The following is a 23,215-nucleotide window of genomic DNA, read 5'->3' as shown; positions in this document are numbered from 1 at the left end:
TCTAATTTTGAAAATAGTTTTAAATATTATACACTTTATATGTTAAATACAAAACCTTTTATAGAACGTTTTTGATACACTTTTTAAATAATTTTATTTTTAACTTAGGAGCATTATCGCTTGCACTCCTAATTTTTTATCCATAAAATAGTCTATTATTCACTAACCCCAATAAGCAGTATGAGAAAGAATTACATGATTAAACTTCTTGCTTTCGCCCTTGTATTAGGCGGAACCTCGTGTTCAGTAAGCGAAGAAGAAGTGGTTGAGAAAGCGGCCATTTCAAAAGAAAAATTGCAGCAAATTTATGACATGGGTTTTGGCACTACTGATGTTCAAGTAGTGGACGGTGGCTATCTGGTAGAGGGAGATATTTTCCTGACCGATGAGCAATTAAATAGCCAACATGACCGGAAATTCTTGCGCGTAGGTGAAACCGAACAGTACCGTACTAACAACCTGGTAAATGTAGGAAGTGGCCGTACAATTAGAGTGGCTATTTCTACTAGTTTGCCTTCTTCGTATGTTACTGCTTTGGATGAAGCCATTCGCCGGTATAATGCCGAGAACCTGCTGATTAAATTCCAACGGGTTTCTTCCAGCTATAACATTCTTCTCACCAAATCCCCAACCAACGCCACCTATCTGGCTTCTGCCGGTTTCCCATCAGGCGGAAACCCGCACAACCAGATCTTGGTTAACTCTACCTATTTAGGATCTAACCCAGGTACTAATTACCTAGCTACCATCTTGGCGCACGAAGTAGGCCATTGCATCGGGTTCCGCCACACCGACTACATGGACAGAAGCTATAGCTGCGGCGGCGCCTACACTAACGAAGGCGCCAGCACCGTGGGAGCGGTTCACATACCGGGCACTCCTACTACCGCCGATGCCACTTCCTGGATGTTGGCTTGCGTAGCCACCGGCCAAAACCGTCCGTTCAACACTAACGACCGCACGGCCCTAAATTACCTCTATTAATTTCTGGATACTCTTTAGAAAGGGATTTGTCTTTCTAAATGTAAAAAGACAAATTCCTTTTAAGGCAATAGAATACTTTACTTGGTTTATTTCAAAACCTATAAGTATTCTATTGCCTTCATTAATCAGAAAACAACTTATTTATTTTGCTTTTTAATTTACATTTAATTAACTTTCATTTACGCCTTACGTTACAACTTTAGCAAACCGGAAATCCAAGCTCTTTTTCACACAAGCTCCCTACAATTGACATTAATAAAACAAACTTGAAGCGTAATTCCCCCTTTACGAAGTTTGTTTTCAACAATATTTTTCCCTTCTACTTGTAAATTTTTAACCCTTTAGGTAAAACAAATAGGAATCTCATCACAAATATCAAGGAGCAGATTATTTTTCACATTTTACACCAAACCTTAACAAACAAATTATGAAGTTAACGCACACCCTTAAATTGGCTGCATTGGCCTTAGTACTTGGTTTCTCTTCTTGTTCTACTGCAGAAGAGGAAATTGTTGAGAAAGCAGCGATTTCAAAAGAAACGTTGGCTAAAATTTATGAAATGGGCTTCGGTACCACAGATGTAAAAGTAGTGGAAGGGGGTTACCTGGTAGAAGGGGATATCCTTTTGACGGATGCTGAATTGAATGCCAAACATGACCACAAATTTCTGCGGGTAGGTGAAACCGAGCAGTACCGCACCACCAACCTGGTAGATGCCGGAACTGGCCGCAACATAACCTTGTCAATTGACCCAAGCTTGCCAGCTACTTATGTAACTGCCCTTGATGCTGCTATTGCCCGTTACAATGCCCAAGGCCTGACCATCACCATGAGCCGCGTTTCTTCTGGTGGCCAGATCTATCTTCAGGCAGCTCCAAAGTCAGCTCAATATCTTGCTTCTGCTGGTTTCCCAGTGAACGGCAATCCACACAACAACATCAAAATAGCTACGCGCCACATTGGCACCAACCCCAACCAAGCTTGGTTCACCACTATTCTGGCCCACGAAATCGGTCATTGCATCGGGTTCCGCCACACTGACTACATGGACAGAAGCTATAGCTGCGGTGGTTCTTACACCAACGAAGGTGCTTCAACTGTAGGCGCCGTCCACATCCCAGGCACGCCAACTACCGCTGATGCCACTTCCTGGATGTTGGCTTGTATCGGGTCTGGCCAGAACCGTCCGTTCAACACCAATGACGTAACTGCCCTTAAATATCTATACTAGTCGGGTTTAAAACATTCCTTGAGAAAATGGCCTCCAGTTACCTGGAGGCCATTTTTGTTTTCGCCCTGTTTAATTCAAAAATTCTTTCGCCTTTTAGCGGATTAGCTAGGTGAATTGAAACACTACCTAGAAAACTTCTTTACTCTTTGACTTTTAGCTTTTCGTTATCCCTCAGGCGAAAGCGTTTCCTTTGGAGCAATAGTTTCCGCCTAATTTCAAAAAACCACCGCTTAAGCGTAGAAGAAACGTCAATTCCTTATGGCTGTTTACCTTTGCTTCTTTACGCGAGTAACCGCCGTTTCCAGACTGATTTCCTAAAACTAGCCCTTAAGCGATTGGCTTAAATCTACCTTCTTGTTTACAACAAAATAACTTTGGCTTGGGTGAGCACGCCGGCAGAAGAAAAGACTTTGATGAAATACGCTCCTGGAGCTATGCCTGTGGTATCAATCACCTTGATGGAGCCATCCTGAGAATACTCCCTAATCAGGCGTCCCATTTGGTCATAGAGGAAAATGGTGTTCTCGCCATCATCTTGGGTAATGATATTCAACTCACCACCGGCCAGGTTAGGGTTTGGGTACACCTGGATGTAATTCGCTGGGGTGTAAAAAAGCCCCTCTTCCTGGCTGTAGAAGATGTTTCCTGCTTTGGTGACCATCTTTATCCGGTACTCATTTCTACCCGAGACTGGAGTTAAATCCTGAAGCACGAACCTGGTCTGCTGACCTAAGGCAATGGTCTGGATCGGTTGGAAGGCGCCCTCAATTTTCTTTTCCAGGAAAATGCTCTCTATTCCCACCCAGGTGCTGATTTGCAAATCCAACACAACAGAATCTGACACAAAATGCCTGGGCAGAAAGCTGATGATGTAACAGCCCACGCCTTGTTGGGTATAGTTCAGGGTAAGGCTTCGTTGGCCTGGTTTCCCGTTCACCACCGGGGCCACGGCATAGTGCACTCCGGGGTGTTGGTTTTTTTGGAACACCATCACGGTATCTGAAGTTTGGGCCACAGGCTGCAGGTATTGGGCACCCAGTTCATACACCTCATACCCTTCGGCTCCTGGAGTTTTGGGCCAGAACAGCATGAACTCCTCGCCGCATTGGTATCCCACTTTCAGAGGCAAGGTGGGCCCTACTGTAAACGGACCGGTTTCATAGGTTTCATTCCCTACCACCATCCGCAACTGAGCCAGGGCTAAGGTATCGGGGAAGGCAACATCAAAAGACTCTGTTGCCAGGGAGATGTTTTCTTGTAAGGTTTGCCATTGACCTCCGGTGCTCGCCCATTTAAATTCCAGCTTGCCCCTGGTGCCGGCTTTCACAGGAAGTAGCCAACGCACCCGGTTCTTTTCGCCGCTTTCTACTTGGCTCCCGGCAGTAGGATATCCCCAAGTAAAGGCTTTCTCCACTTCATAGACCACGCTGTATTCCTGCGCTCCTTCTACCCTGAACCCCTTTACCTGCACTTCGTATTCACCGGCCATCGGATTAGACACCGTCACCTGCTCCACATTGTTCAGGTGATCGGCTTTTCGGCGGGCGGGTGCCAGCAGAGAATCTTTGTGGGCGAAGGTACTCAAGCCCCAGGGCTGCCATTCATTTCCGCTCACCACCGACCGTAAGGACAGATCCAGGTCTTGGATCAAGGCTTTCTCGGCAGAAGGAGAACCTTCCCGGTCTTGCCACACCAAAGTCACCTTCACTTTGGCGGTTCCGGTGGGCACTGTGAACCGGAGGGTGCGGGTAGTGGACTGGGTTACCTCTCCAAGAACGTATCTTTTGTCTAGGATAGACTGGACCGCGCCCAGCGCATCGGCATTTCCGAAACCAGCGGCATAGTCCACCTCGGGCCGGCCTTTATCATCGGCGGAGTTGATTAAAGTAGCCTTGACCAAGGACGATGGAGGCAAAGTTCCTCCGTTCTGTTTCTGATAGGCGTCCTGCACCACTAAGGCTATCCCGGCCACCACAGACGCCGATTCTGAGGTGCCGGCCTCGCCAAAAGCCACCAGTTCCGGTTTGATGCGCCCATCATACGTAGGTCCTTTGGAACTCAACAAGCTCACCTGTCCAGAGGTATCAATAGCGCCCACGCTCAAGGTGTTTTTGGAGACCTTGAACTGCCCGGTAAGATTCGCGAAACCCGAGATATTGGCATATGGGCCCTCTCCTGCTGCTTGAGTCCCTGAATTTCCGGAGGAGAACACATGCAGCAAGGCCGGCAATTGGAGAGTTTGCTGGTCATAGGCCTGACTTTCCAAGCCATAGTAATTCTCCACCCCCACACCATAGGAGTGATTCTGCACCGTGATACCCTGTGTTTTCAGAAGATCGGTATTATCCGGAAGGAGGTTAGAAAAATCAGCAGGGGTGATCCTGCTTTGCCAAGCCACGCCTTTACTAGAAGGCGAAGTATTTCCCGCACCTGCGATCAAGGTGGCCATGCTGGTCGCGTGGGGTGTAGCCAATTGGGTAAACCCAGAGGACGGCAGTACCCGGGATTTGAAATCAATATCGGTAGAGTCAAAGGGTCTCTCTTTCACAGAAACCACTAAGTCTTTGCCGTGCAGATCGGGGTATTGGAGATGCAGGGCTTCTACCCGGTTCACCCGGAGATCGGCGTTTTGCAGATACGCCTCTTCGCGAGCCTTTCGGTTGGGTACGTCAATAAACTCAACCCAGGGGCTCTGGGCCAAGGTTTGGAGGCTTTCCGGATTGATTTTCTCCAGTAAGTAAACCTGAGACAAGGAAGTGGCATGGACCGGGACCTGTGGCAAGGAGGACTTCATCCAAGCCAGGAACTGTTTCTGATCCTTAACCTGAACCCTCACCTGAGTCAGCTTCCGCAACTGGCCGGCTTGTTGCAGCACCGGGGCTAACTTGCCTTGTTTTCTTGGGATTGCGTGATCCTGCCCCAAAGCAGCAAATGATAGGAATAGTAACCCCGCCCCACAAGCCCATCGTCCTAAAATATTCCTAGTAAAAAACTGCCCCATCCGGTAATCTACAAGTCTGCTTAAAGAGATAATTTACCGGGTATTCTTCAGGAAAACAAGCGTATACAAGCAAAATAAATTTGCGCCTCGTTTCTAACGCCCAATGCAACCCGCTTCAAATGATGCAATACGGGTGAAGCAAACTGCCTTTCTTAGCAAATGGTTACAATCTTCGGTTTAAGGCATGTTTCCTGAAAAGAAGTCTTAAATCGAAGCGCATAAATAGAGTTAAGGTGCCGTTTTTATGTGAAACTGCGGAAATGGCAGAAAGAGCCTTATACCACCATGGCTCCGTCATACTGCTTCAGGAACTCGGCTAGTTTGTCTAAGGTCAAGCTCAGTTCTTCCACCATGGGCAGGTACACCACCCTGAAATGGTCGGGTTGGGGCCAGTTGAAACCAGTCCCCTGCACCAGCAACACGTGTTGGTCAATGAGAAAGTCCAGCACCAGTTTCTCGTCTGACTGGATGTTAAACTTCTTGGTGTCAATCTTAGGGAACATGTAGAACGCCCCAGTTGGCTTCACGCAGGTAATGCCCGGGATAGAGGTTAGTTTCTCATAACATACTTCACGCTGCTTGTGCAACCGCCCGGTGGGTAACACCAGATCAGTAATGTTCTGGTAGCCACCCAAGGCTGTTTGGATGGCGAACTGTGAGGGTACGTTACTGCAGAGGCGCATGCTGGCCAGGGCATTCAGACCCTCCAGGTAAGACGTGGCAATAGCTTTGTTTCCCGAGGCCACCATCCACCCAGCCCGGAAACCGGCGGCCAGGTAGTTTTTGGAAAGTCCGCTGAAGGTCAGGCACAGGATGTCCTGGGCGAAGGAAGCCGTTGAATGGTGCACCACCCCATCGTACAGGATCTTGTCGTAAATCTCATCGGAGAAAACGATAAGCTTGTGCCGCTCGGCTAGTTCTACAATCTGCTGCAGCACCTCGGCAGGGTAAACGGCCCCAGTGGGGTTATTGGGGTTGATGATGACCAGGCCTTTGGTACGAGGCGTGATCTTGCTTTCCATGTCTTTCAGGTCTGGGTACCAGTCAGAAGCTTCGTCGCAGAGGTAATGCACGGCTTTTCCGCCTGACAAGTTCACGGCGGCCGTCCAGAGCGGATAATCCGGGGCCGGGATCAGGATTTCATCGTCGTTGTTCAGGAGGGCTTGCATGCTGAGCATGATCAGCTCGCTTACGCCGTTGCCAATGATAATGTCGTCTTCATGCACGTTTTGCAAGCCTTTGCTTTGGCTGTAGTGCATGATGGCTTTGCGGGCGGCGAACACGCCTTTCGAATCGGTGTAGCCTTGGCCGTTGCGCAGGTTCACCATCACGTCATGCACAATCTCGTCTGGCGCCTCAAACCCGAACGGTGCCGGATTGCCGATGTTGAGTCGGGTGATGCGGTAGCCTTCCTTCTCCAGATCTACTGCTTTTTCAAAAATAGGACCTCGGATCTCGTAAAAAACATTGTCTAAGCGGGTACTCTTCTGTATCATAATGCCAAGCCTGAAACACTAAAGATAGGGATATCCGATGGGGAAGGAAACTTGTTTTAAGGGCCTTTTTCGTAAACTGACCGAAAAGGAGCGCTAAAAGCCTTGGAGCTGGACACAAAAAAGCCACTCCGTGGGGAGTGGCTTTCCTTGGTTAATACTCTATTTAAGGCTCATTTTCTAAAGAAAAGCCTCAAAACACTACAGGTCGTCCTCGTCGTCGTAGCCTGCATCCTCATCTTCGTCCGGGTCTTCTTCATTGGATTCGCCGGCGTCTGCCTTGGGATCATCGCTTAAGACATCAATGAGTTTTTCAATTTCGGTGGCTTTCTCAGGATCGTTTAGCTTCTCGTAGGAAAGCGACAGGTTCCGGAGGGCGCGGCGCACGATGTCAATAGGTGCGCAGGGCTCGTAGAAGATTTCTACCGGGCTCAGGTTAAGTTGCAGCAGGTAGTTGTCTATATCGCTTTTGGAGAGGATAAGGCCTCGGTTGTACACGTTGATGTAGAACTGCGGGATCACCTCACTTTTAAAGGTCAGCACAAACAGGTTAGGCAGGTTCACGCCGTAAACGGGCAGACCAAGCTTCTGCGCCAAGGTCATGTAAATAACGCAGAGGGTCAACGGATTCCCGCGCTTACTTTCCAGCACCTGGTTGATCATGGAATTGCCCGGTGCATGAAAATTCTTGGTGTTTGCCGAGAAGTGGTGCAGTTTGAAGAGTACGTGGTTGAGGGCTTTCACCTGGTCATAAGGGTGCATCTCGGGCCGCACGTTTACCCAGGCCTCGTAATAGAGTTCGGCCAGAGTCTGCTTTATATGCTGCAGGGTCAGGTCTGGGTACTGATAGGTGCTCACCAGCCACATACCCCGAACCAGATCGGTGCCGCCTTCCTCTTTCCACTGTTTCAGGCGCTGCGTAAGGGAGCTGTACTGCAGGTCATGGATGAGTTCTTCCAGTTTCTTCTGGTGCTCGGGGTCCAGGCTTTCTTCCCAAGCTTCCTCTAAAAAAGGGGTAATGGTATCGCCTAGCTCCACAATCCGTTGGTGAACGTGCGCCACCACATCCGGATCTTCATCGTCCAGGAGAGAGATAAGCGCTTTTATTTCTTTATTGGTCAAGGGCTCTGTAATTAAGGATTCAAAATTAGGTATTAAGATTTGAAACTGCTGCGCTAATGTGAAAACACCGCCATGTCTCAGCAGCACGCCTCCTCTGAAGAACGTGAATCAAGGCCAAAGCGTTTCCGGGCAGTTTTTCATCTAATTGCTCCAAAGCAGCTTTCTTACACACTACCACCTTCCTCTCTTTAACGAAAACCAGCGAACTTCCATTATTCCTGCTTTTAGTAGCTCTGGGGAAGTTACTGTAAACCAAAACCCTCGCTGGGGGTCCAGCGAGGGTTTTGGTTTTGTAGCAGTTCTCATATTTTCGGCTAAAATGGAAATCATGTCTGGATCACGCCCACGTTGAACGGCTTGGTGATAGGTGCGTTATTAGCAGCCTCAATGCCCATGGAGATAACCTTACGTGTTTCCAACGGATCAATGATGCCGTCTACCCAAAGTCGGGCGGCGGCGTAGTACGGAGAAAGCTGCTCGTTGTACCGATCAGTGATTTTGTCCAGCAGTTCTTTTTCAGCCTCGGGGGTAATCTCCTCGCCCTTGGCTTTCAAGGAGGCCACCTGAATCTGCAGCAAAGTTTTGGCCGCCGAAGCACCAGACATGACCGCCAATTGGGCCGTGGGCCAGGCGTAAATGAGCCGCGGGTCATAGGCTTTGCCGCACATGGCGTAGTTGCCCGCGCCGTAGCTGTTGCCCACAAGAATGGTGAACTTAGGCACCACGCTGTTGCTCATGGCATTCACCAACTTGGCGCCGTCTTTGATGATGCCGCCGTGCTCGGCCTTGCTGCCCACCATGAACCCCGATACATCCTGCAGAAACACCAGCGGAATCTTCTTCTGATTGCAGTTCATGATGAAACGGGCCGCTTTGTCAGCGCTGTCTGAGTAAATCACACCGCCCATCTGCATCTCGCCTTTCTTGCTTTTCACAATTTTGCGCTGATTGGCCACAATGCCCACGGCCCAGCCGTCAATGCGGGCCAGGCCGCAGATGAGGCTCTGGCCGTACAGGTCTTTGTAAGGCTCAAACTCAGAGTTGTCTACCAGCCGCAGGATGATGTCCATCATGTCATAGGGCTTCACCCGGTCCTGCGGCAGGATCCCGTAGATCTCCTTTGGGTCTAGTTTTGGTTGCGATGAGGCTACGCGGTTAAAACCAGCCTTGGGATTATCGCCCATTTTATCGAAAATGTTCCGGATGTGGTCCAGGCACTCCTGGTCGGTCTCAAACTTATAGTCAGTGACGCCGGAGATCTCTGAGTGGGTAGAGGCGCCGCCCAGCGTTTCATTGTCAATGGTTTCGCCAATGGCTGCTTTCACCAGGTAAGAACCGGCTAGAAAGATAGAACCCGTGCCTTCCACAATCATGGCCTCGTCGCTCATGATGGGCAAATACGCGCCACCCGCCACGCAGGAACCCATAATGGCCGAGATCTGCACAATGCCTTCTGAGCTCATGATCGCGTTGTTGCGGAACATCCGCCCGAAGTGCTCTTTATCAGGGAAGATCTCATCTTGCATGGGCAGGAACACCCCGGCACTGTCTACCAGGTAAATGACCGGCAAGCGGTTTTCCATGGCAATCTCCTGCGCCCGCAGGTTCTTCTTGGCGGTGATCGGAAACCAGGCCCCGGCTTTTACGGTGGCATCATTGGCCACTACCATGCACTGTCTTCCTTTCACGTAGCCAATCCCAGCCACCACGCCACCCCCAGGGCAGCCGCCATATTCTTTGTACATGCCTTCCCCGGCAAACGCCGCGATCTCCAGAAACTCTGAACCTTCATCTAACAGGTAGTTGATGCGTTCACGGGCAGTGAGTTTGCCTTTCTCGTGCTGTTTGGCAATGGCTTTCTCGCCGCCTCCCAAGGCTACCTTGGTGTGTCTGCTCTTGAGTTGGAAGCAAAGTTGTTTCAGGCTGTCTTCGTTCTTATTGAATTCAATATCCATAGTTCTGCGAAAGCGGGTGGTTAGGGGTTTTTACCCCATGCGGGGTGTACAAATATAGTAAAATCCAAGAAAGGCTAACACTTGTTAGGCATTTGCTTTTCCCTTACGGATGGCACAAAAAAGCGTTATGGCGCCGCTTTCTGCAAAACGGCGCCATAACGCTTTTCCTGCTGGGTTAAACCAGGTTATTTCTTCTCTTCTATGTTGCCCGCATTCTGCACATTGCCCGCGTTTTTCACCTTGTTGGCTTCCTTCACATTAGAGGCTTTGTCTACTTTGGTACCGCCGCCAATTTGTAGCAAGGAGAAATGCACGTAGCGTTTAGGATTGGCTTTCAGATCCATGAGCAGGGCATTCAGGCTCTCGCTGGAACCGTTCAGGTTGCGGTAGAGCGAGTCATCGTTCATCAGTTTCCCTAAACTGCCGTTTGCCTGGTTGATTTTGGCCATGGTCATCTGCGCCTGCGCGATGGTGCTGTCTAACCCTCTGATGGCGCTGTTCATAGAATTTACGTCTATGGTGTCCGTGAGGGTGTTAAGGTTACCTGCCAGACGGCTGAACTTGGCCTCAGTACCTCGTAGCGAAGCAGTTAGTTGAGCTAGGTTGCTCGTGATCTCATTAATGTTCCCCTGATTAGCCAAGGCAACAGCGCGTAAGGTCTCAGAAGTGGCCTGCGCATTAAGCAAGATAGACTGAATGCTCTGTTTGGCATCTTTGTCCAAGAAGGCGTTCAGTCGCTGCAAGGTGGTATCAACGGTGCCCAGCACAGGCATGGCTCTCTGTGAAAGCATGTCGGTGATGCTTTTCTTCACGAAAGGAATGAGGTATTCGCCTCCTTGGTACCGCACTCGGTTACGGCCCATGTACAGTTCCACGGCTTTGCTGCCCAATAGATCTGAGCTAACCAGCATGGCCACGGTAGAGTCTCCCACGTCAATGTCTTTCTCAATATCCAGGGTTACCAGAATCTTATTTCCTTTTTTCTGGTCTAGAACCATTTCTTTCACCAGCCCTACCCTGAAGCCATTGATGAGAACGGGGTTAGACACAGCCAAGCCTTCTACTGAGTCATAGGTAACGTAGTAGGTACGGGTAGAAGAAAGGATATTACTTCCTTTTAAGAATAGAAAGCCCACGTAGAGTGCTGCTAAAGACACAAGGCCCAGCAACGCTACTTTGAGTTCTTTGGAAAATTTCACAGGGGTACGTTAATTAGTTCATGGCTTCAAGCTCTTGCTTGTATTCTTTAAAAGCCCGGTAGATACCTGATGCCATATACGATTGATTGGCTTTATCGTTGAGGAACTTCTCTTCCTGCGGGTTGGTCAGGAAGCCAATTTCAATCAAAGTGCTGGGCATCGCCGATTTCCACAGCACCAGAAAGCCCGCCTGCTTCACCCCGCGACTAGAGCGGCCCACCTTAGATTTAAACTCCCTTTCTACCTTTTGGGCAAACCGCAAGCTGTTGTCCAGGTAAGCGCTTTGGTACAAACTGAAGAGGATGTGGCTCTGCGGCGAGTTAGGGTTGAAGCCGTTGTACTTTTTCTCGTAGTTCTCTTCTTGCAACACTACTGAGTTCTCCCGCTTGGCAACGGCCAGGTTGCCGCTGGTTTTGTGCTGCCCCATGGTGTAGGTCTCGGTACCGTAGGCGTTGCTGGGCCCCGAGTTGCAATGGATGGAGATAAACAAGTCAGCGTGGTTTTTATTCGCGATCCCCGCCCGGTCAATCAGTTCCACAAAGCGGTCGTCTTTGCGGGTGAAGATCACTTTCACATCGGGGATGTTCTCTTCCATAAGCTCCCCTACTTTCAAGGCCACCTTCAGGGCCACATCCTTCTCCCTGGCCGAGGCCCCGTTACAGCCCGTGTCTTTTCCGCCGTGGCCGGCATCAATTACCACTGTTCGTACCTTTACCTCCTTCCGATCAAACGTGGTGAATGAAGAGAAAATCAATAAAGCAAAAACGGTAAGCGAGACAATATTTTTCACGAGATGCGTTAGTTAAAAGCTATTGTTAATAACTTTGTCACAGTTAACAAAATAACAAAAAATTTACTTGAATCAGAAGAGATCCCTCCAGTTTTTGGCAATCGCCCTTTATTCAGTGATTGCCTTTTTTTCTGCTACGGAGGGAACCGCGCAGATTCGCCGCGGCGCCATCGCTCCCCCTTTGCCTAAGCGTGACACACTGGTAGTCACCACTCCTTCAGATACTGCCAACGCAAAAACCCGAGGCGATATTGAGACCACAATCAATTATAAGGCCAAAGATTCTATCCGCTATGACGCGGTCAGTCGCATCATGCACCTGTACGGTGAGGCGCACATAGATTACGGTGACATTGCCCTGGATGCGGCCTACATCCAGATCAACTGGCAAACCAACATCATCAACGCCGAAGGCATCTTAGACTCAGCCGGAGTACTCCAAAACAGGCCTTTGTTTAAAAGCGGGGCGGAAACGTACCAGGCCGAGCGGATGGCCTATAACTACAAAACCAAAAAGGGCCGTGTGATTGGCGCCATTACCACGCAGGGCGAAGGGTACATCCATGCCGAGACCATCAAACGCGACTCGCTTGGGAGTATTTATGGGCGCCATGCCCGCTACACCACCTGTGACTTGGAACACCCGCACTTTTATATAAAGGCCACCAAAATGAAGGTGATCCCGAATGACCGCGTGGTAGCCGGACCTTTCCACCTGGTGTTTGCCGATGTGCCTACGCCCATTGGATTACCTTTCGGTTTCTTTCCTTCGCCGCGCAAAAGAGGTTCCGGGATCATCATTCCTACGTTTGGTGAGTCTAACCAGCAAGGCTTCTACCTGCGGGAGGGCGGGTTCTACTGGGCCATGAACGAATACATGGACATGCGCATCACCGGGGATATTTTCTCTTTGGGCGGATACGGCCTACGCGTGCAGTCTAACTACACCAAACGCTACAAATTCACCGGTAACTTCTCGGTAAGCCACACCTTTATCAAAGCCAGCGAAAACATTGGTGTGGGTGTGACCACCGATGCCGTCTACAACTACGGTTCTGACTCACGGGATATCTGGATTAGCTGGAGCCACTCGCCGGTTACACGTCCCGGCAAAGGACAGTTTTCGGCCAACGTGAACGCCGGTAGCCAGTTCTACAACCAACGGAACTCTACCAGTGCACAGAATGCCCTGTCGCCGGCGTTCAACTCTACGGTTTCTTACCGCAAGAGCAGCCCTAACTCCCCTATCAACTACGGGATAACCATCTCGCAGAGCCAGACCACCAGAAACCAGTACAATGAGGCCGGTGAGTTGGTACCTACCCAGCAGATGAGCTTTACCTTGCCAGACTTCAGCTTTGGCGTGGCCAGCCAGAGCCCCATTGAATGGTTTGGCGGTACACTTACCGGCCGCTGGATTGAAGGCATTCGGATAGGGTACAACCTGAACGCGCGCCAGTTCGTGACCAACAACATTTCAGGTAGCTCCAGCCTAGGGTTCCCTTTCTCTTCCAGACAAGCCCGTGATACCATCTTGGCCATCAACGGTTCTAACCTGTCTCAGATTTTCCGGAACGCCCGCACCAGCATTAACCACGACATTCCTATCACCTTAGGAACGGTTAGCCTCTTCAAGTACTTTAAACTTACCCCTGGGGTAAGCTACAGCGAAAGCTGGTTTACCAAGAAATACTCGTACCGCAACATACCAGGGTCTAATCTTTTGGCGGTTGATACTTTAAAAGGCCTTCAACGGGCCTACCAATACCAGGGAAGTTTATCACTTACCACCAACCTGTACGGTATTGCCCAAATCAAAGGGAAAAAGGTAGAGGCTATCCGGCACACCTTAACACCTAACGTGTCTTACAGCTGGCGTCCTGATTTCGGGCGGGCTGAGTATGGCTTTTACCAACGGGTACAGCGGGACAGCTTAGGAAATACCCAGTTGCTTTCCAGGTTCCAAGGACTGGAAGGGAACGTACCCGGCCCGGGCTTGAGTAGCGCCATCTCCTTCTCGGTGAGCAACAACGTGGAGATGAAAGTGAAGACAGACAGTGCGGGCGTTTTCAAGAAAGTAAGCTTGATTGACGCGTTTAACTTCTCGGGTTCCTACAACATGGCCGCCGACTCGTTTAAACTTTCCAACATCAACGTCAACCTGGCCACCAAGCTGTTCAACAACGTGGGCGTAACCGTATCGGGTAGCTTTGACCCGTACCAGTACATCAACGGGGTACGGAGAAACATCTACCTGGCAGAATCAGGAGGTTTCCGGTTGGCCCGCCTCATGAACTTGAACTTCAACACCGGGTTTGAGTTCAACCAGCAGGCCCGTAAGCAGCAAGCCCAATCTGGGGCGGCTCCGCCTACCAACCTTCCTTCGCTGGAGCGTGCCGCCACGGCCGCCGACTACGTGGAGTTCAACATTCCCTGGACGCTCTCAGTGGACTTGACCTCCAATTTTACCCGTGACCTCCTAACCGATAAACTGGTCAACAACGCCACTTCGGCAGGTATCAACGGTTCAGTGACCCTTACCGATAAATGGGCGGTAAACTACACCACCAGTTACGATTTAAAGAATCGTATCCTGAGCTACACCAACATAGGCATTGTGCGCGACCTGCACTGCTGGCAGATGTCCATTGACTGGGTACCGTTTGGGGTGCTGCAACGCTACTCCATCAACATCAACGCTAAGTCTGCCCTGCTACAGGATTTACGCATCCGGCGCAGCAGCAGCGCCACCGGGCGACCTTATTAATATTAAAAGCAGAGCGGCCATCTTTTAGAAGATGGCCGCTCTGCTTTTAGCCCCTTTCCATCAAAAATGGCTGCAAAACTCCGTAGGGGATCTTCGTTTACCTCAGGCAACTTGCTATCATTGATACACAGAATTTCTGGTTTTTAATTTCTGATTCCTAAATTCTCACTCCTTACCTTTGCCCAAGGCAAATACACTACTTGATTATGTCGGTTCAGAAACGCGAGGTAAAAATAGTTACCACCCATCAGTTGCAGAGCATGAAAGAGCGCGGAGAGAAAATCTCTATGCTAACGGCCTATGATTTCTCCATGGCCACCTTACTGGATGCCGCCGGAACAGATGTTTTGCTGGTAGGTGACTCTGCCTCCAACGTAATGGCCGGCCACGAAACCACCTTACCTATCACCCTTGACCAAATGATCTATCACGCCTCCTCTGTGGTGCGGGGCGTGAAACGCGCGTTTGTAGTGGTGGATTTACCCTTTGGCTCGTACCAGGGAAATTCCTCAGAAGCCTTGCGTTCCGCCATCCGGATCATGAAAGAGTCTGGTGCCCATGGCGTGAAACTGGAAGGCGGTGTGGAAATCAAAGAATCCATCACCCGTATTTTAAGCGCCGGAGTACCGGTAATGGGGCACTTGGGCCTTACGCCGCAATCCATCTATAAATTTGGAACCTACTCCGTACGGGCCAAAGAAGAAGCCGAGGCGGAGAAACTTCTTTCTGATGCCCGCCTTCTTCAGGAACTGGGTTGCTTTGCCATTGTGCTGGAGAAGATCCCGTCTGCGCTAGCCAAGCGCGTGGCCCAAGAGTTGGCGATTCCTATCATCGGGATTGGCGCTGGCCCCCACGTTGATGGTCAGGTGTTGGTGATCCATGATTTGCTAGGTATTACCAAAGAATTCAAGCCTCGCTTCCTGCGCCGCTACGCCGAGCTTCACGAGATTATCACCGGTGCGGTCAGCAACTACATCCAGGACGTAAAATCGTTGAGTTTCCCCAGCGAAGAGGAAGCTTATTAATTGATTGTTCACTGCTGATTGTTTTTTCAGATCACAACAATCAGCAATGAACAATCAACAATATTTCCGCTTTTGGCCTCATTTCTCAGAAACACCACTGAAACCGCATGTCTGCCCCCTTCCAGCTAGACGTCCTTTTTGAAGACAACCATATTCTGGTGGTAAACAAACCTAGTGGGGTACTGGTGCAAGGCGATGAGACTGGTGATGTGCCGCTTTCTGAGTTGGCCAAGGAATACGTTAAGGAGAAATACCAGAAACCGGGCAATGTGTTCATGGGCGTGGTTCACCGGCTGGACCGCCCGGTGAGCGGTGTGGTCTTACTGGCCAAAACCTCCAAGGCACTAAGCCGCCTGAATGAACAGTTCAAAACGCGCAAGACCCAGAAGGTGTACTGGGCCATTACCCAACGTGCGCCTCAGCCGGAAAGCGGAACCCTGGTCCATTGGCTGATCAAAGATGCTGAGCGCAACACCACCAAAGCCTTAACTCAGGAAAAACCCGGCAGCCAACGGGCAGAACTTAGTTATTCTTTGCTCAAAAGCACTGCCGGCAAATACTTGGTAGAGGTGAGGCCGGTCACCGGTAGGCCGCACCAGATCAGGGTACAACTGGCATCCCTAAAATGCCCAATCATGGGAGACCTCCGGTACGGGGCCCCGGAGCCTTTGCCTAACAAGAGTATCTGCCTGCACGCCCGGGAGCTGGGTTTTGAGCATCCCGTCCTGAAAACATGGATCACGGTTCAAGCCCCTCCGCCACGCATTTCCGCCTGGCAGTCCTTCCAACCTTAAGTACTCGTTGCTCGGTTCAAAACCTTTACTTACAGATAGGATAGCGCTTTCTGACGGGTTGCCTAAAAGAAGGATTCAAGCAGAAGTTGCAATTTTAATTGCCTCACCCTAAACGCTTTTAAGAAAGCAGCTGTTTTAGCAGCAATTTGGCAAACGGAGGCTAAAAATGATTCTTGTCACTTTTACGCAATTAACCGGTTTGTCTTTTGCAGCGTTTGCGAGTTGCGTTGTAGCTTTGTGAACTTATTTACCGCAGGACTGTTTTCCTAAAGCCTGCCCACTTTGGCTTAAACTATTAATTGCATCACCCAGCATGATCATTCTTCTCTTTTTCGTAGCCCACTGGTACCTGTCGCTGTTTGTGCAGACCTTTTACCTACACCGCTATGCTGCCCATAAGATGTTTACCATGAACGCCTTTTGGGAAAAATTCTTTTTCCTGTTGACATACCTGAGCCAAGGATCTTCTTACCTATCGCCCAGGGCATACGCCATCATGCACCGCATGCACCACGCGTTCTCAGACACTGAGCGCGATCCCCATTCTCCGCACTTCTCCAGCAATGCCTTTACCATGATGTGGAAGACCAAGAATATCTACAATGATTTCTTGAACAAGCGTGTGGAACCAGAAATGCGTTTTGACGGCAACTATCCCGTTTGGCGCTTAGTGGAAAATATTGGTGATCATTGGGGCTCAAGGTTAGCCTGGGGCGTGATTTACGTGCTTATCTACATCAACTATGCAGAATACTGGTGGATGTATTTATTACTTCCGTTGCACTTCCTGATGGGTCCTATCCACGGGGCCATCGTAAACTGGAGCGGGCACAAATACGGGTACCAGAACTTTGACAACAACGATAAGTCTAGGAATTCCCTTTTCTTTGATTTCCTGACCGGGGGCGAGTTATTCCAGAACAATCACCACAAACTGCCTAACCGCGTGAACTTCGGGGTGAAATGGTGGGAAGTAGACCCAACGTATCCGGTGATCTGGACCTTAGACAAATTGGGCATTATCAAATTGAAGAAAGCAGCCGCTTAATTTAAAGCAATAACAGCTAAACAGAAAGGCGTCTCCTACTCAGGAGGCGCCTTTCTGTTTTTTACCCGCCACCCAACGCAGCAGGAATTCAATGGGTCCGTACCGATAACGCCTGAGCAACCAAGAAGAGAGAAATAGCTGCAACCCGATGATAGCTACATACAGAAGGAAGCATTGCCAAGGGTCCAACTGCTGGAAAAAGCCTAACCCGTATCGGTAGAAAAGTAGACTGAACAGCAGGTTTTGGAGGAGATAATGGGTCAACGTTAGCTTACCAAGCCAAAGCAGAGAAGAAAGCAGATGACGCAGCAAGGAAGTTCCCCACAAGACCACGGGTAAGAACGCCAGACTCATGAAGGCGGCATAGAAGTAAATGGCTAAACAGACTTCCTTCAGCCATACCGGATCACTCTCCACGGCCCGCCAACCAAACACCTGGATTAAAACTGCAACTCCTACTGTTAGGCCTAAATGAATCAGAAAAACAGTACGGATGCGAACAGGAGACGATAAAAGGGTAAAAGCTTTGCTTTTGGCAAAAGCATACCCCAATAACATGAAAGCGAAAATACGGGAGTAAAAGTAAAAGGCTTGCCAGGTAAAAACGTTCTGAAGGTATTCCTGCACCCTGAAGGCGACCATCTCTGTAAACGTACCCGTCTTATAAGCAGCCAAGTCTTGCAAGGTTCCTGATTCTTCTGGCACATCCCACAACTTGCCCGTAAAACTGAAAACCAGCAGCAAGATTCCCAGTATTCCCAGCGCTTTGGGATTCCAATCCTTCAGCATCAGCAGCAAGAACCCCATGGCCACGTACTGCACCAACACATCCCCTTCCCAGATAAACAGTACCTGTAGCACCCCCAGCAGAAGGAGTCCGGCTAACCGGCGCAGAAAGTACGTTGATCCTTGGCTTGGTAAGCCCAAAGCCGCCGAGGCTCCAAACACAAAGGAAAAGATGGGATAGAATTTACCTCTTACCAACACCATTAAACCCAAAAGAATCCAGTGGTTTACGCCATAGCCGTACTTAGCGCTATACTCAGCGAAATCAGCATTGGTGGTATGCATGGAAAACAAATTCTCCAGCCCAATACCTAACAGCGCGAAGCCACGCATGACATCTACCTGATCTACACGGCCAGAGGACCTGCCCTCCAGATTGGCAGATTGAACGAGTTCCATTACCTTCGGTTCCTAAATGAGAGAGCAAGTTACAGGAAATCCATGAGGCCACGCTTTTTAAGGAGCACTCCTTTCATCCTATTCTGCGCGTTGACCCTGTTTGTCCTGTTGGTAGAAATGCGGCCCGGGCGGTTTTATTTCATCACCACCTATCTCCTATTTCAGGACAGTCTGATGCACCTGCTGCTGTACCTGTTGGTGTTTGCCTTTTCCCTTACCGCCTTGCTTTTGTTGCTCTTCAATGCCAGCAGATTGGTCTATAGGCTCACGTTGGCGTTGCTCTTGCCTTGCCTGTTTCTCAGCTTCACTTTCCGGTTCATCACGGGCTACAACTTCATGTATTCCGATGCCGTGTTATCCTGGAACAATCTACAACTGGCTGACACCGCCCTCCAGAACTTTGGCGGACAGGCTACGCTTGCGTTTTTAACTTCTATTTTAGTGATACTGACCATCACTTGGATCAGGAAAAAAACAGCTTGGCGATCAGCATCCTGGACAGCTTGTTTACTACCAATAGCTGGCCTTGCCGCCTTTGCCATGATCAAAAGGACCACCGGCACTGTGGATGATTTCCCGGCGTTGTATCGGGTACCGTTGACATTAATCGTTGCGGCCACCGACCAATTGCCGCAACCCATCCGCACACCCGTTCCGGTTTCCCCCGTGACCGCAGGCGTGCCGCACCTGTTTCTGATTGTGGATGAAAGTATCACGGCCACTGAGCTAACCTTGCACCAGCCTAACCTCAACACCACGCCGTTCCTATCTTCCGTCAAGAACCAACTCCTTGATTTCGGGATTGCCAGTTCGTTTACAAACCAGAGCAGCGGCTCAAACATTGCCCTGATGAGCGGTACCCGAGTTTCAGAGATCCCTGATACCAATTACAGTACCTTCTCTCGCACCAATATCTTTCAATACGCGCAAAAGGCGGGCTACACCACCTATTATATAGACGCGCAATTAGGCGGAGATGTGCTGCAGAACTTCATGAGCCCCGAAGACCTCAAGTACATTGACCACGTGGAACGCCCAGCCGTGACGCACCCACAGGCTCCCTATTATGAGCGAGACATGTTAGTTGCCCGGCGTTTGGCGCAGCTTTCCAAGGGCAACAAGAAAGCATTTGTGTATGTGGTTAAGGCCGGTACCCATTGGCCTTATGCCCGCACCTACCCGGCTGATTCCGCTTTCTTTAAACCGGTGCTTTCTGCCCGCAGCATCTACAAAGACCGACAACGCACCCTGAATACCTACCATAATTCCTTAAGATGGACGGTAGACGAGTTTTGGCGCCAGTTAATGCAAAACATCTCCAAAGCAGACAGTACGGTCATTCTCTACACCTCAGACCACGGGCAAAACCTGGCTCAGGCGGGAATCAGTATCACGCACGCCTCGGTACACGAGACATCGCCGCAGGAGGCCGCTGTCCCTTTATGGATCTGGGACCCAAGCCAGCTTACCGGCCTAGCACCCTCCCCAAGACCGAAGCAGGGCTACAGCCACGCCCACATTTTTCCGGCTTTGTTGCAACTTCAAGGCTATTCTCCGGCTTGGATTCGAAAAGAATATGGTCCCTCCTTTTGGAACGATTCTACAATTTCAGCTTCGGAACGTTTCTTCTTGGCCGGAGACCTGTTCGGCCGCGGACCGCACAGCTTGGTGCCGTTCAGGTAAACTCCTCTTTAAAACAGAGTTCTGCTTCTGACTTGTTTTCAGAAACTCGGCTTAGAAACACTCTCTTTTGGCATCTCCACATTCTCAAATCCCTGAATCACCAAATCCCAAGCTTTTCTAAAAGGTCACATTCTCAAATCTTTAAATCAATAGTAGCAGTTTCAAAATTATTGCCGTACATTTGCACCCCAATGCCGGACGGGATCCGGCGCTTTAACAAAGTTTACTATGGCTGTTAAAATCAGACTGGCCCGCAGAGGCCGCAAAAAAGCTGCAATGTACGATATCGTAGTTGCAGACGCTCGTGCACCACGTGATGGTCGCTTCATCGAGAAATTGGGTACTTACAACCCACAGACAAACCCTGCCACTATCAACTTCAACGAAGACAAAGCGTTGGATTGGGTATTGAAAGGCGCTCAACCAACTGACACTGTGAAAGCCATGCTTTCTTACACCGGTGTTATGTTCAGAAAGCACTTACAAATTGGTGTATTGAAAGGCGCCGTGACGCAAGAGCAGGCTGATGCCCGCTATGCAGAGTGGAAAGCCGCTAAAGAAGCCAAAATCAGTGGTAAAGTAGAGAAATTAGGAAGCGACAAAGCTGCTCAGAGAAAAGCTGCTTTGGAGGCCGAAGCCAAAGTGAACGCTGCCCGTGTGGAGGCTCAGCAAAGAAGAGCAGCTGAAGCTGCTGCTGCCAACGCTCCGGCTGCTGAAGGCGATGCCGAAGGTGCTGAAGACGCTCCTGCTGCTGACGCTACAGAAGAAGCTCAAGCTTAATTTTACTAGCCATGACGTTAGACGCATGCTTCCAGTTGGGGTATATTGTTCGCACGCATGGCACCAAAGGCCAGGTGGTCGCGTTTTTTGACGTTGACTTTCCGGAAGAGTACGATGAATTGGAATCAGTTTTCCTGTTAGTGAACGGGAAACTGGTTCCTTTTTTCATTGATAGCCTCAACCCGCAGGACAACGGCAAGAGCATCATCAAGTTTGAGGATGTGAACACCGTAGCAGATGCCGAGAAACTCAAGGGCGTAAGCCTCTACCTGCCCCTGAACCAACTCCCAGAATTGGAAGAAGACCAGTTCTACTTCCACGAGGTAATTGGCTACACGGTAGTAGATGAGCAGTTAGGCGAACTGGGCACGGTACAGACCTTCTTTGACTTGCCTAACCAAGACCTGCTGGCCATGGACTACCAGGGCCATGAGGTGCTGATCCCGGTACAGGACGAGATTGTGTTGCGCACCAGCAAAGAGGAGCGCAAGATTTTCGTAAACCTGCCCGAGGGCCTACTGGAAGTGTACACCCAACCTTCTAACCGCCAATTGGAAGAACCGCCTCTTGAGGGCGAGGAAGACGAAGACGATGACGCGGTTTGATATCATTACCTGCCAGCCCCACCTGCTCACCGGCCCCTTTGACCACTCTATTCTAAAAAGAGCCCAGGACAAAGGCTTGGTGGAAGTGCACCTGCACGACCTGCGCAAATACGCCATCAACAAGCACGGCCAGATTGACGACTACGCCTTTGGCGGAGGCGCCGGCATGGTGCTGATGGTGGAACCCATTGCCAAGTGCATCCGGGAACTGCAGGCCCAGCGCACCTATGACGCGGTGATCTACATGACCCCAGACGGCCAGACGCTGAACCAGCCCATGGCCAACCGGTTGTCACTGTTGCAGAACATCATCATCCTGTGCGGCCACTACAAAGGCGTGGACCAGCGCGTGCGCGACCTGTTTGTGACCCACGAGATCAGCATAGGCGACTATGTACTCTCCGGAGGTGAACTGGCGGCCGCAGTGTTGGCAGACTCGTTGATTAGATTGATTCCAGGCGTGTTGAATGACGAGAGCAGCGCGCTCTCAGACTCTTTCCAGGACAACCTCTTAGCTCCGCCGGTGTATTCCAGGCCCGCTGACTTTGAGGGACATACCGTGCCAGACATCCTGCTATCTGGCAATACTCCCAAGGTAGAGGAGTGGCGGTTTGAGCAGGCCGTGCAGCGCACCCGCCAATTACGGCCCGATTTGCTGCGCGAAGAAAAAAATTAGTACTTGTTGATTTACAATTAGAAAAATAACGTCTATATTTGCACTCCGAATTTTGCAGATAAAAAGACACTATATTATAGTCATGAGCGATTTAATTAAATTAGTAGAGCAGGAATACACAGAGAAGCGTGCCTCAATCCCTGCTTTTGCTGCTGGCGACACAGTGAACATTCACGTGAAAATCCGTGAAGGTAACAAAGAGCGTATCCAGCAATTCCAAGGCGTGGTTTTGCAACGCAGAAACTCCGGCGCTAGCGAGACTTTCACTGTAAGAAAAGTGTCTAACCAAATCGGAACTGAGCGTATTTTCCCGCTTCTTTCTCCAAACATCGACAAAATCGAGGTTATCCGTCGCGGTAAAGTAAGAAGAGCTCGTCTGTTCTACTTGAGAGGCCTTTCTGGTAAAGCAGCCCGTATCAAAGAAAAAAGAAGCTAATCCCTTTTGGTTTAGTTTTCCCTATAGTTTTAGTTCCGAAAAAGCCGATCGTACAGATCGGCTTTTTTGTTGCCCTTGTGTGAGTCCTCTTTTCAACCTATGGGCATTCTCTCAACCATATGCTAAGGTCGCTTGATTATTTCGCCATTCTCCCTGACCAGATCTAATTAACGATAACGGAGATTTCTCTCATGCAAGAAGGGTTGGATAATAGGTAGGTCATGGCCTACATCGTACTGCTTCCAAGGGCGGCATGGAGGGCTTGCTCTTCCGGTTCATCTCCGAGACTAATGGTTACCAATATCCCAGTCTGGTGCAGAATTTCACCTTCATTGCCCTGGCCTCTATGGTAGCGGGCAGCCTGCTGGCGCTTTGGCAGAAGATTTACTGGTAACGTTTATGGCCACTCGGTAACTACGTTTTCAGACGAAGCAATCTTTC

General features: G+C 49.9%; 19 protein-coding genes. 12 read left to right on the top strand and 7 right to left on the bottom strand.

The features are described from left to right. Nucleotides 1–180: 180 nt before the first annotated feature. Nucleotides 181–984, top strand: coding sequence for a M57 family metalloprotease (locus ACW9SV_RS15845; protein WP_479557734.1), 804 nt, complete (start codon nucleotides 181–183; stop codon nucleotides 982–984). 427 nt (nucleotides 985–1,411) lie between these two features. After that, nucleotides 1,412–2,215, top strand: coding sequence for a M57 family metalloprotease (locus tag ACW9SV_RS15840; RefSeq protein ID WP_479557733.1), 804 nt, complete (start codon nucleotides 1,412–1,414; stop codon nucleotides 2,213–2,215). Nucleotides 2,216–2,573: 358 nt separating this feature from the next. Here the strand turns inward: ACW9SV_RS15840 and ACW9SV_RS15835 are convergent, their stop codons facing one another. The 6 genes from ACW9SV_RS15835 to ACW9SV_RS15810 all read right to left on the bottom strand — a co-directional run bounded on the left by ACW9SV_RS15835 (nucleotide 2,574) and on the right by ACW9SV_RS15810 (nucleotide 11,775). Beyond that, nucleotides 2,574–5,138: a S8 family serine peptidase gene (locus ACW9SV_RS15835; protein WP_479557732.1), complete on the bottom strand. Its 2,565-nt coding sequence runs from the start codon at nucleotides 5,136–5,138 to the stop codon at nucleotides 2,574–2,576. A 353-nt stretch (nucleotides 5,139–5,491) separates the two neighbouring features. Then, the gene (locus ACW9SV_RS15830) at nucleotides 5,492–6,712 is read right to left on the bottom strand and encodes a pyridoxal phosphate-dependent aminotransferase (protein WP_479557731.1); all 1,221 of its coding nucleotides are present in this window, start codon (nucleotides 6,710–6,712) and stop codon (nucleotides 5,492–5,494) included. Nucleotides 6,713–6,910: 198 nt separating this feature from the next. Next, nucleotides 6,911–7,831, bottom strand: a complete 921-nt coding sequence (locus tag ACW9SV_RS15825) for a transglutaminase-like domain-containing protein (protein WP_479557730.1) — start codon at nucleotides 7,829–7,831, stop codon at nucleotides 6,911–6,913. Between the two features lie 326 nt (nucleotides 7,832–8,157). Then, a complete protein-coding gene (locus ACW9SV_RS15820; RefSeq protein WP_479557729.1) occupies nucleotides 8,158–9,786 on the bottom strand; it encodes an acyl-CoA carboxylase subunit beta in 1,629 nt (542 codons plus the stop codon). A gap of 185 nt (nucleotides 9,787–9,971) precedes the next feature. Further along, the gene (locus ACW9SV_RS15815; RefSeq protein WP_479557728.1) at nucleotides 9,972–10,985 is read right to left on the bottom strand and encodes an MlaD family protein; all 1,014 of its coding nucleotides are present in this window, start codon (nucleotides 10,983–10,985) and stop codon (nucleotides 9,972–9,974) included. Nucleotides 10,986–10,998: 13 nt separating this feature from the next. Continuing rightward, the gene (locus tag ACW9SV_RS15810; RefSeq protein ID WP_479557727.1) at nucleotides 10,999–11,775 is read right to left on the bottom strand and encodes an N-acetylmuramoyl-L-alanine amidase family protein; all 777 of its coding nucleotides are present in this window, start codon (nucleotides 11,773–11,775) and stop codon (nucleotides 10,999–11,001) included. A 67-nt stretch (nucleotides 11,776–11,842) separates the two neighbouring features. Here ACW9SV_RS15810 and ACW9SV_RS15805 point away from each other — a divergent pair, with 67 nt between their 5' ends. The 4 genes from ACW9SV_RS15805 to ACW9SV_RS15790 all read left to right on the top strand — a co-directional run bounded on the left by ACW9SV_RS15805 (nucleotide 11,843) and on the right by ACW9SV_RS15790 (nucleotide 17,409). Further along, nucleotides 11,843–14,542: a putative LPS assembly protein LptD gene (locus ACW9SV_RS15805; protein ID WP_479557726.1), complete on the top strand. Its 2,700-nt coding sequence runs from the start codon at nucleotides 11,843–11,845 to the stop codon at nucleotides 14,540–14,542. A gap of 206 nt (nucleotides 14,543–14,748) precedes the next feature. Then, entirely contained in the window at nucleotides 14,749–15,567 is an 819-nt protein-coding gene (panB, locus tag ACW9SV_RS15800; RefSeq protein WP_479557725.1) for a 3-methyl-2-oxobutanoate hydroxymethyltransferase, read from the top strand. Nucleotides 15,568–15,674: 107 nt separating this feature from the next. Next, nucleotides 15,675–16,361 (top strand): RluA family pseudouridine synthase, encoded by a 687-nt coding sequence (locus ACW9SV_RS15795; RefSeq protein ID WP_479557724.1) that lies wholly within the window; start codon nucleotides 15,675–15,677, stop codon nucleotides 16,359–16,361. Nucleotides 16,362–16,674: 313 nt separating this feature from the next. Further along, on the top strand, nucleotides 16,675–17,409 hold the full coding sequence (locus ACW9SV_RS15790; protein ID WP_479557723.1) for an acyl-CoA desaturase: 735 nt from the start codon (nucleotides 16,675–16,677) through the stop codon (nucleotides 17,407–17,409). Between the two features lie 39 nt (nucleotides 17,410–17,448). Here ACW9SV_RS15790 and ACW9SV_RS15785 read toward each other — a convergent pair whose 3' ends face one another. After that, entirely contained in the window at nucleotides 17,449–18,594 is a 1,146-nt protein-coding gene (locus ACW9SV_RS15785) for a DUF418 domain-containing protein (RefSeq protein WP_479557722.1), read from the bottom strand. 42 nt (nucleotides 18,595–18,636) lie between these two features. Between ACW9SV_RS15785 and ACW9SV_RS15780 the strand changes: the two genes are divergently transcribed. The 6 genes from ACW9SV_RS15780 to ACW9SV_RS15755 all read left to right on the top strand — a co-directional run bounded on the left by ACW9SV_RS15780 (nucleotide 18,637) and on the right by ACW9SV_RS15755 (nucleotide 23,168). Continuing rightward, nucleotides 18,637–20,277 (top strand): sulfatase-like hydrolase/transferase, encoded by a 1,641-nt coding sequence (locus ACW9SV_RS15780; protein WP_479557721.1) that lies wholly within the window; start codon nucleotides 18,637–18,639, stop codon nucleotides 20,275–20,277. Between the two features lie 228 nt (nucleotides 20,278–20,505). After that, entirely contained in the window at nucleotides 20,506–21,057 is a 552-nt protein-coding gene (locus ACW9SV_RS15775) for a 30S ribosomal protein S16 (RefSeq protein WP_479557720.1), read from the top strand. A gap of 11 nt (nucleotides 21,058–21,068) precedes the next feature. Continuing rightward, the gene (rimM, locus tag ACW9SV_RS15770; RefSeq protein WP_479557719.1) at nucleotides 21,069–21,662 is read left to right on the top strand and encodes a ribosome maturation factor RimM; all 594 of its coding nucleotides are present in this window, start codon (nucleotides 21,069–21,071) and stop codon (nucleotides 21,660–21,662) included. Beyond that, the gene (gene trmD, locus ACW9SV_RS15765) at nucleotides 21,649–22,338 is read left to right on the top strand and encodes a tRNA (guanosine(37)-N1)-methyltransferase TrmD (protein WP_479557718.1); all 690 of its coding nucleotides are present in this window, start codon (nucleotides 21,649–21,651) and stop codon (nucleotides 22,336–22,338) included. Before rimM ends, trmD begins: the two co-directional genes overlap by 14 nt. 82 nt (nucleotides 22,339–22,420) lie before the next feature. Then, nucleotides 22,421–22,774: a 50S ribosomal protein L19 gene (gene rplS, locus ACW9SV_RS15760; RefSeq protein WP_479557717.1), complete on the top strand. Its 354-nt coding sequence runs from the start codon at nucleotides 22,421–22,423 to the stop codon at nucleotides 22,772–22,774. A 253-nt stretch (nucleotides 22,775–23,027) separates the two neighbouring features. Then, nucleotides 23,028–23,168: a hypothetical protein gene (locus tag ACW9SV_RS15755; RefSeq protein ID WP_479557716.1), complete on the top strand. Its 141-nt coding sequence runs from the start codon at nucleotides 23,028–23,030 to the stop codon at nucleotides 23,166–23,168. The last annotated feature ends 47 nt before the right edge of the window (nucleotides 23,169–23,215 follow it).

This window comes from Rufibacter sp. JT20002, from assembly GCF_056491185.1.
Note: the sequence above shows the minus strand (reverse complement) of the source record. Positions and strands in the feature narration are given on the sequence as shown.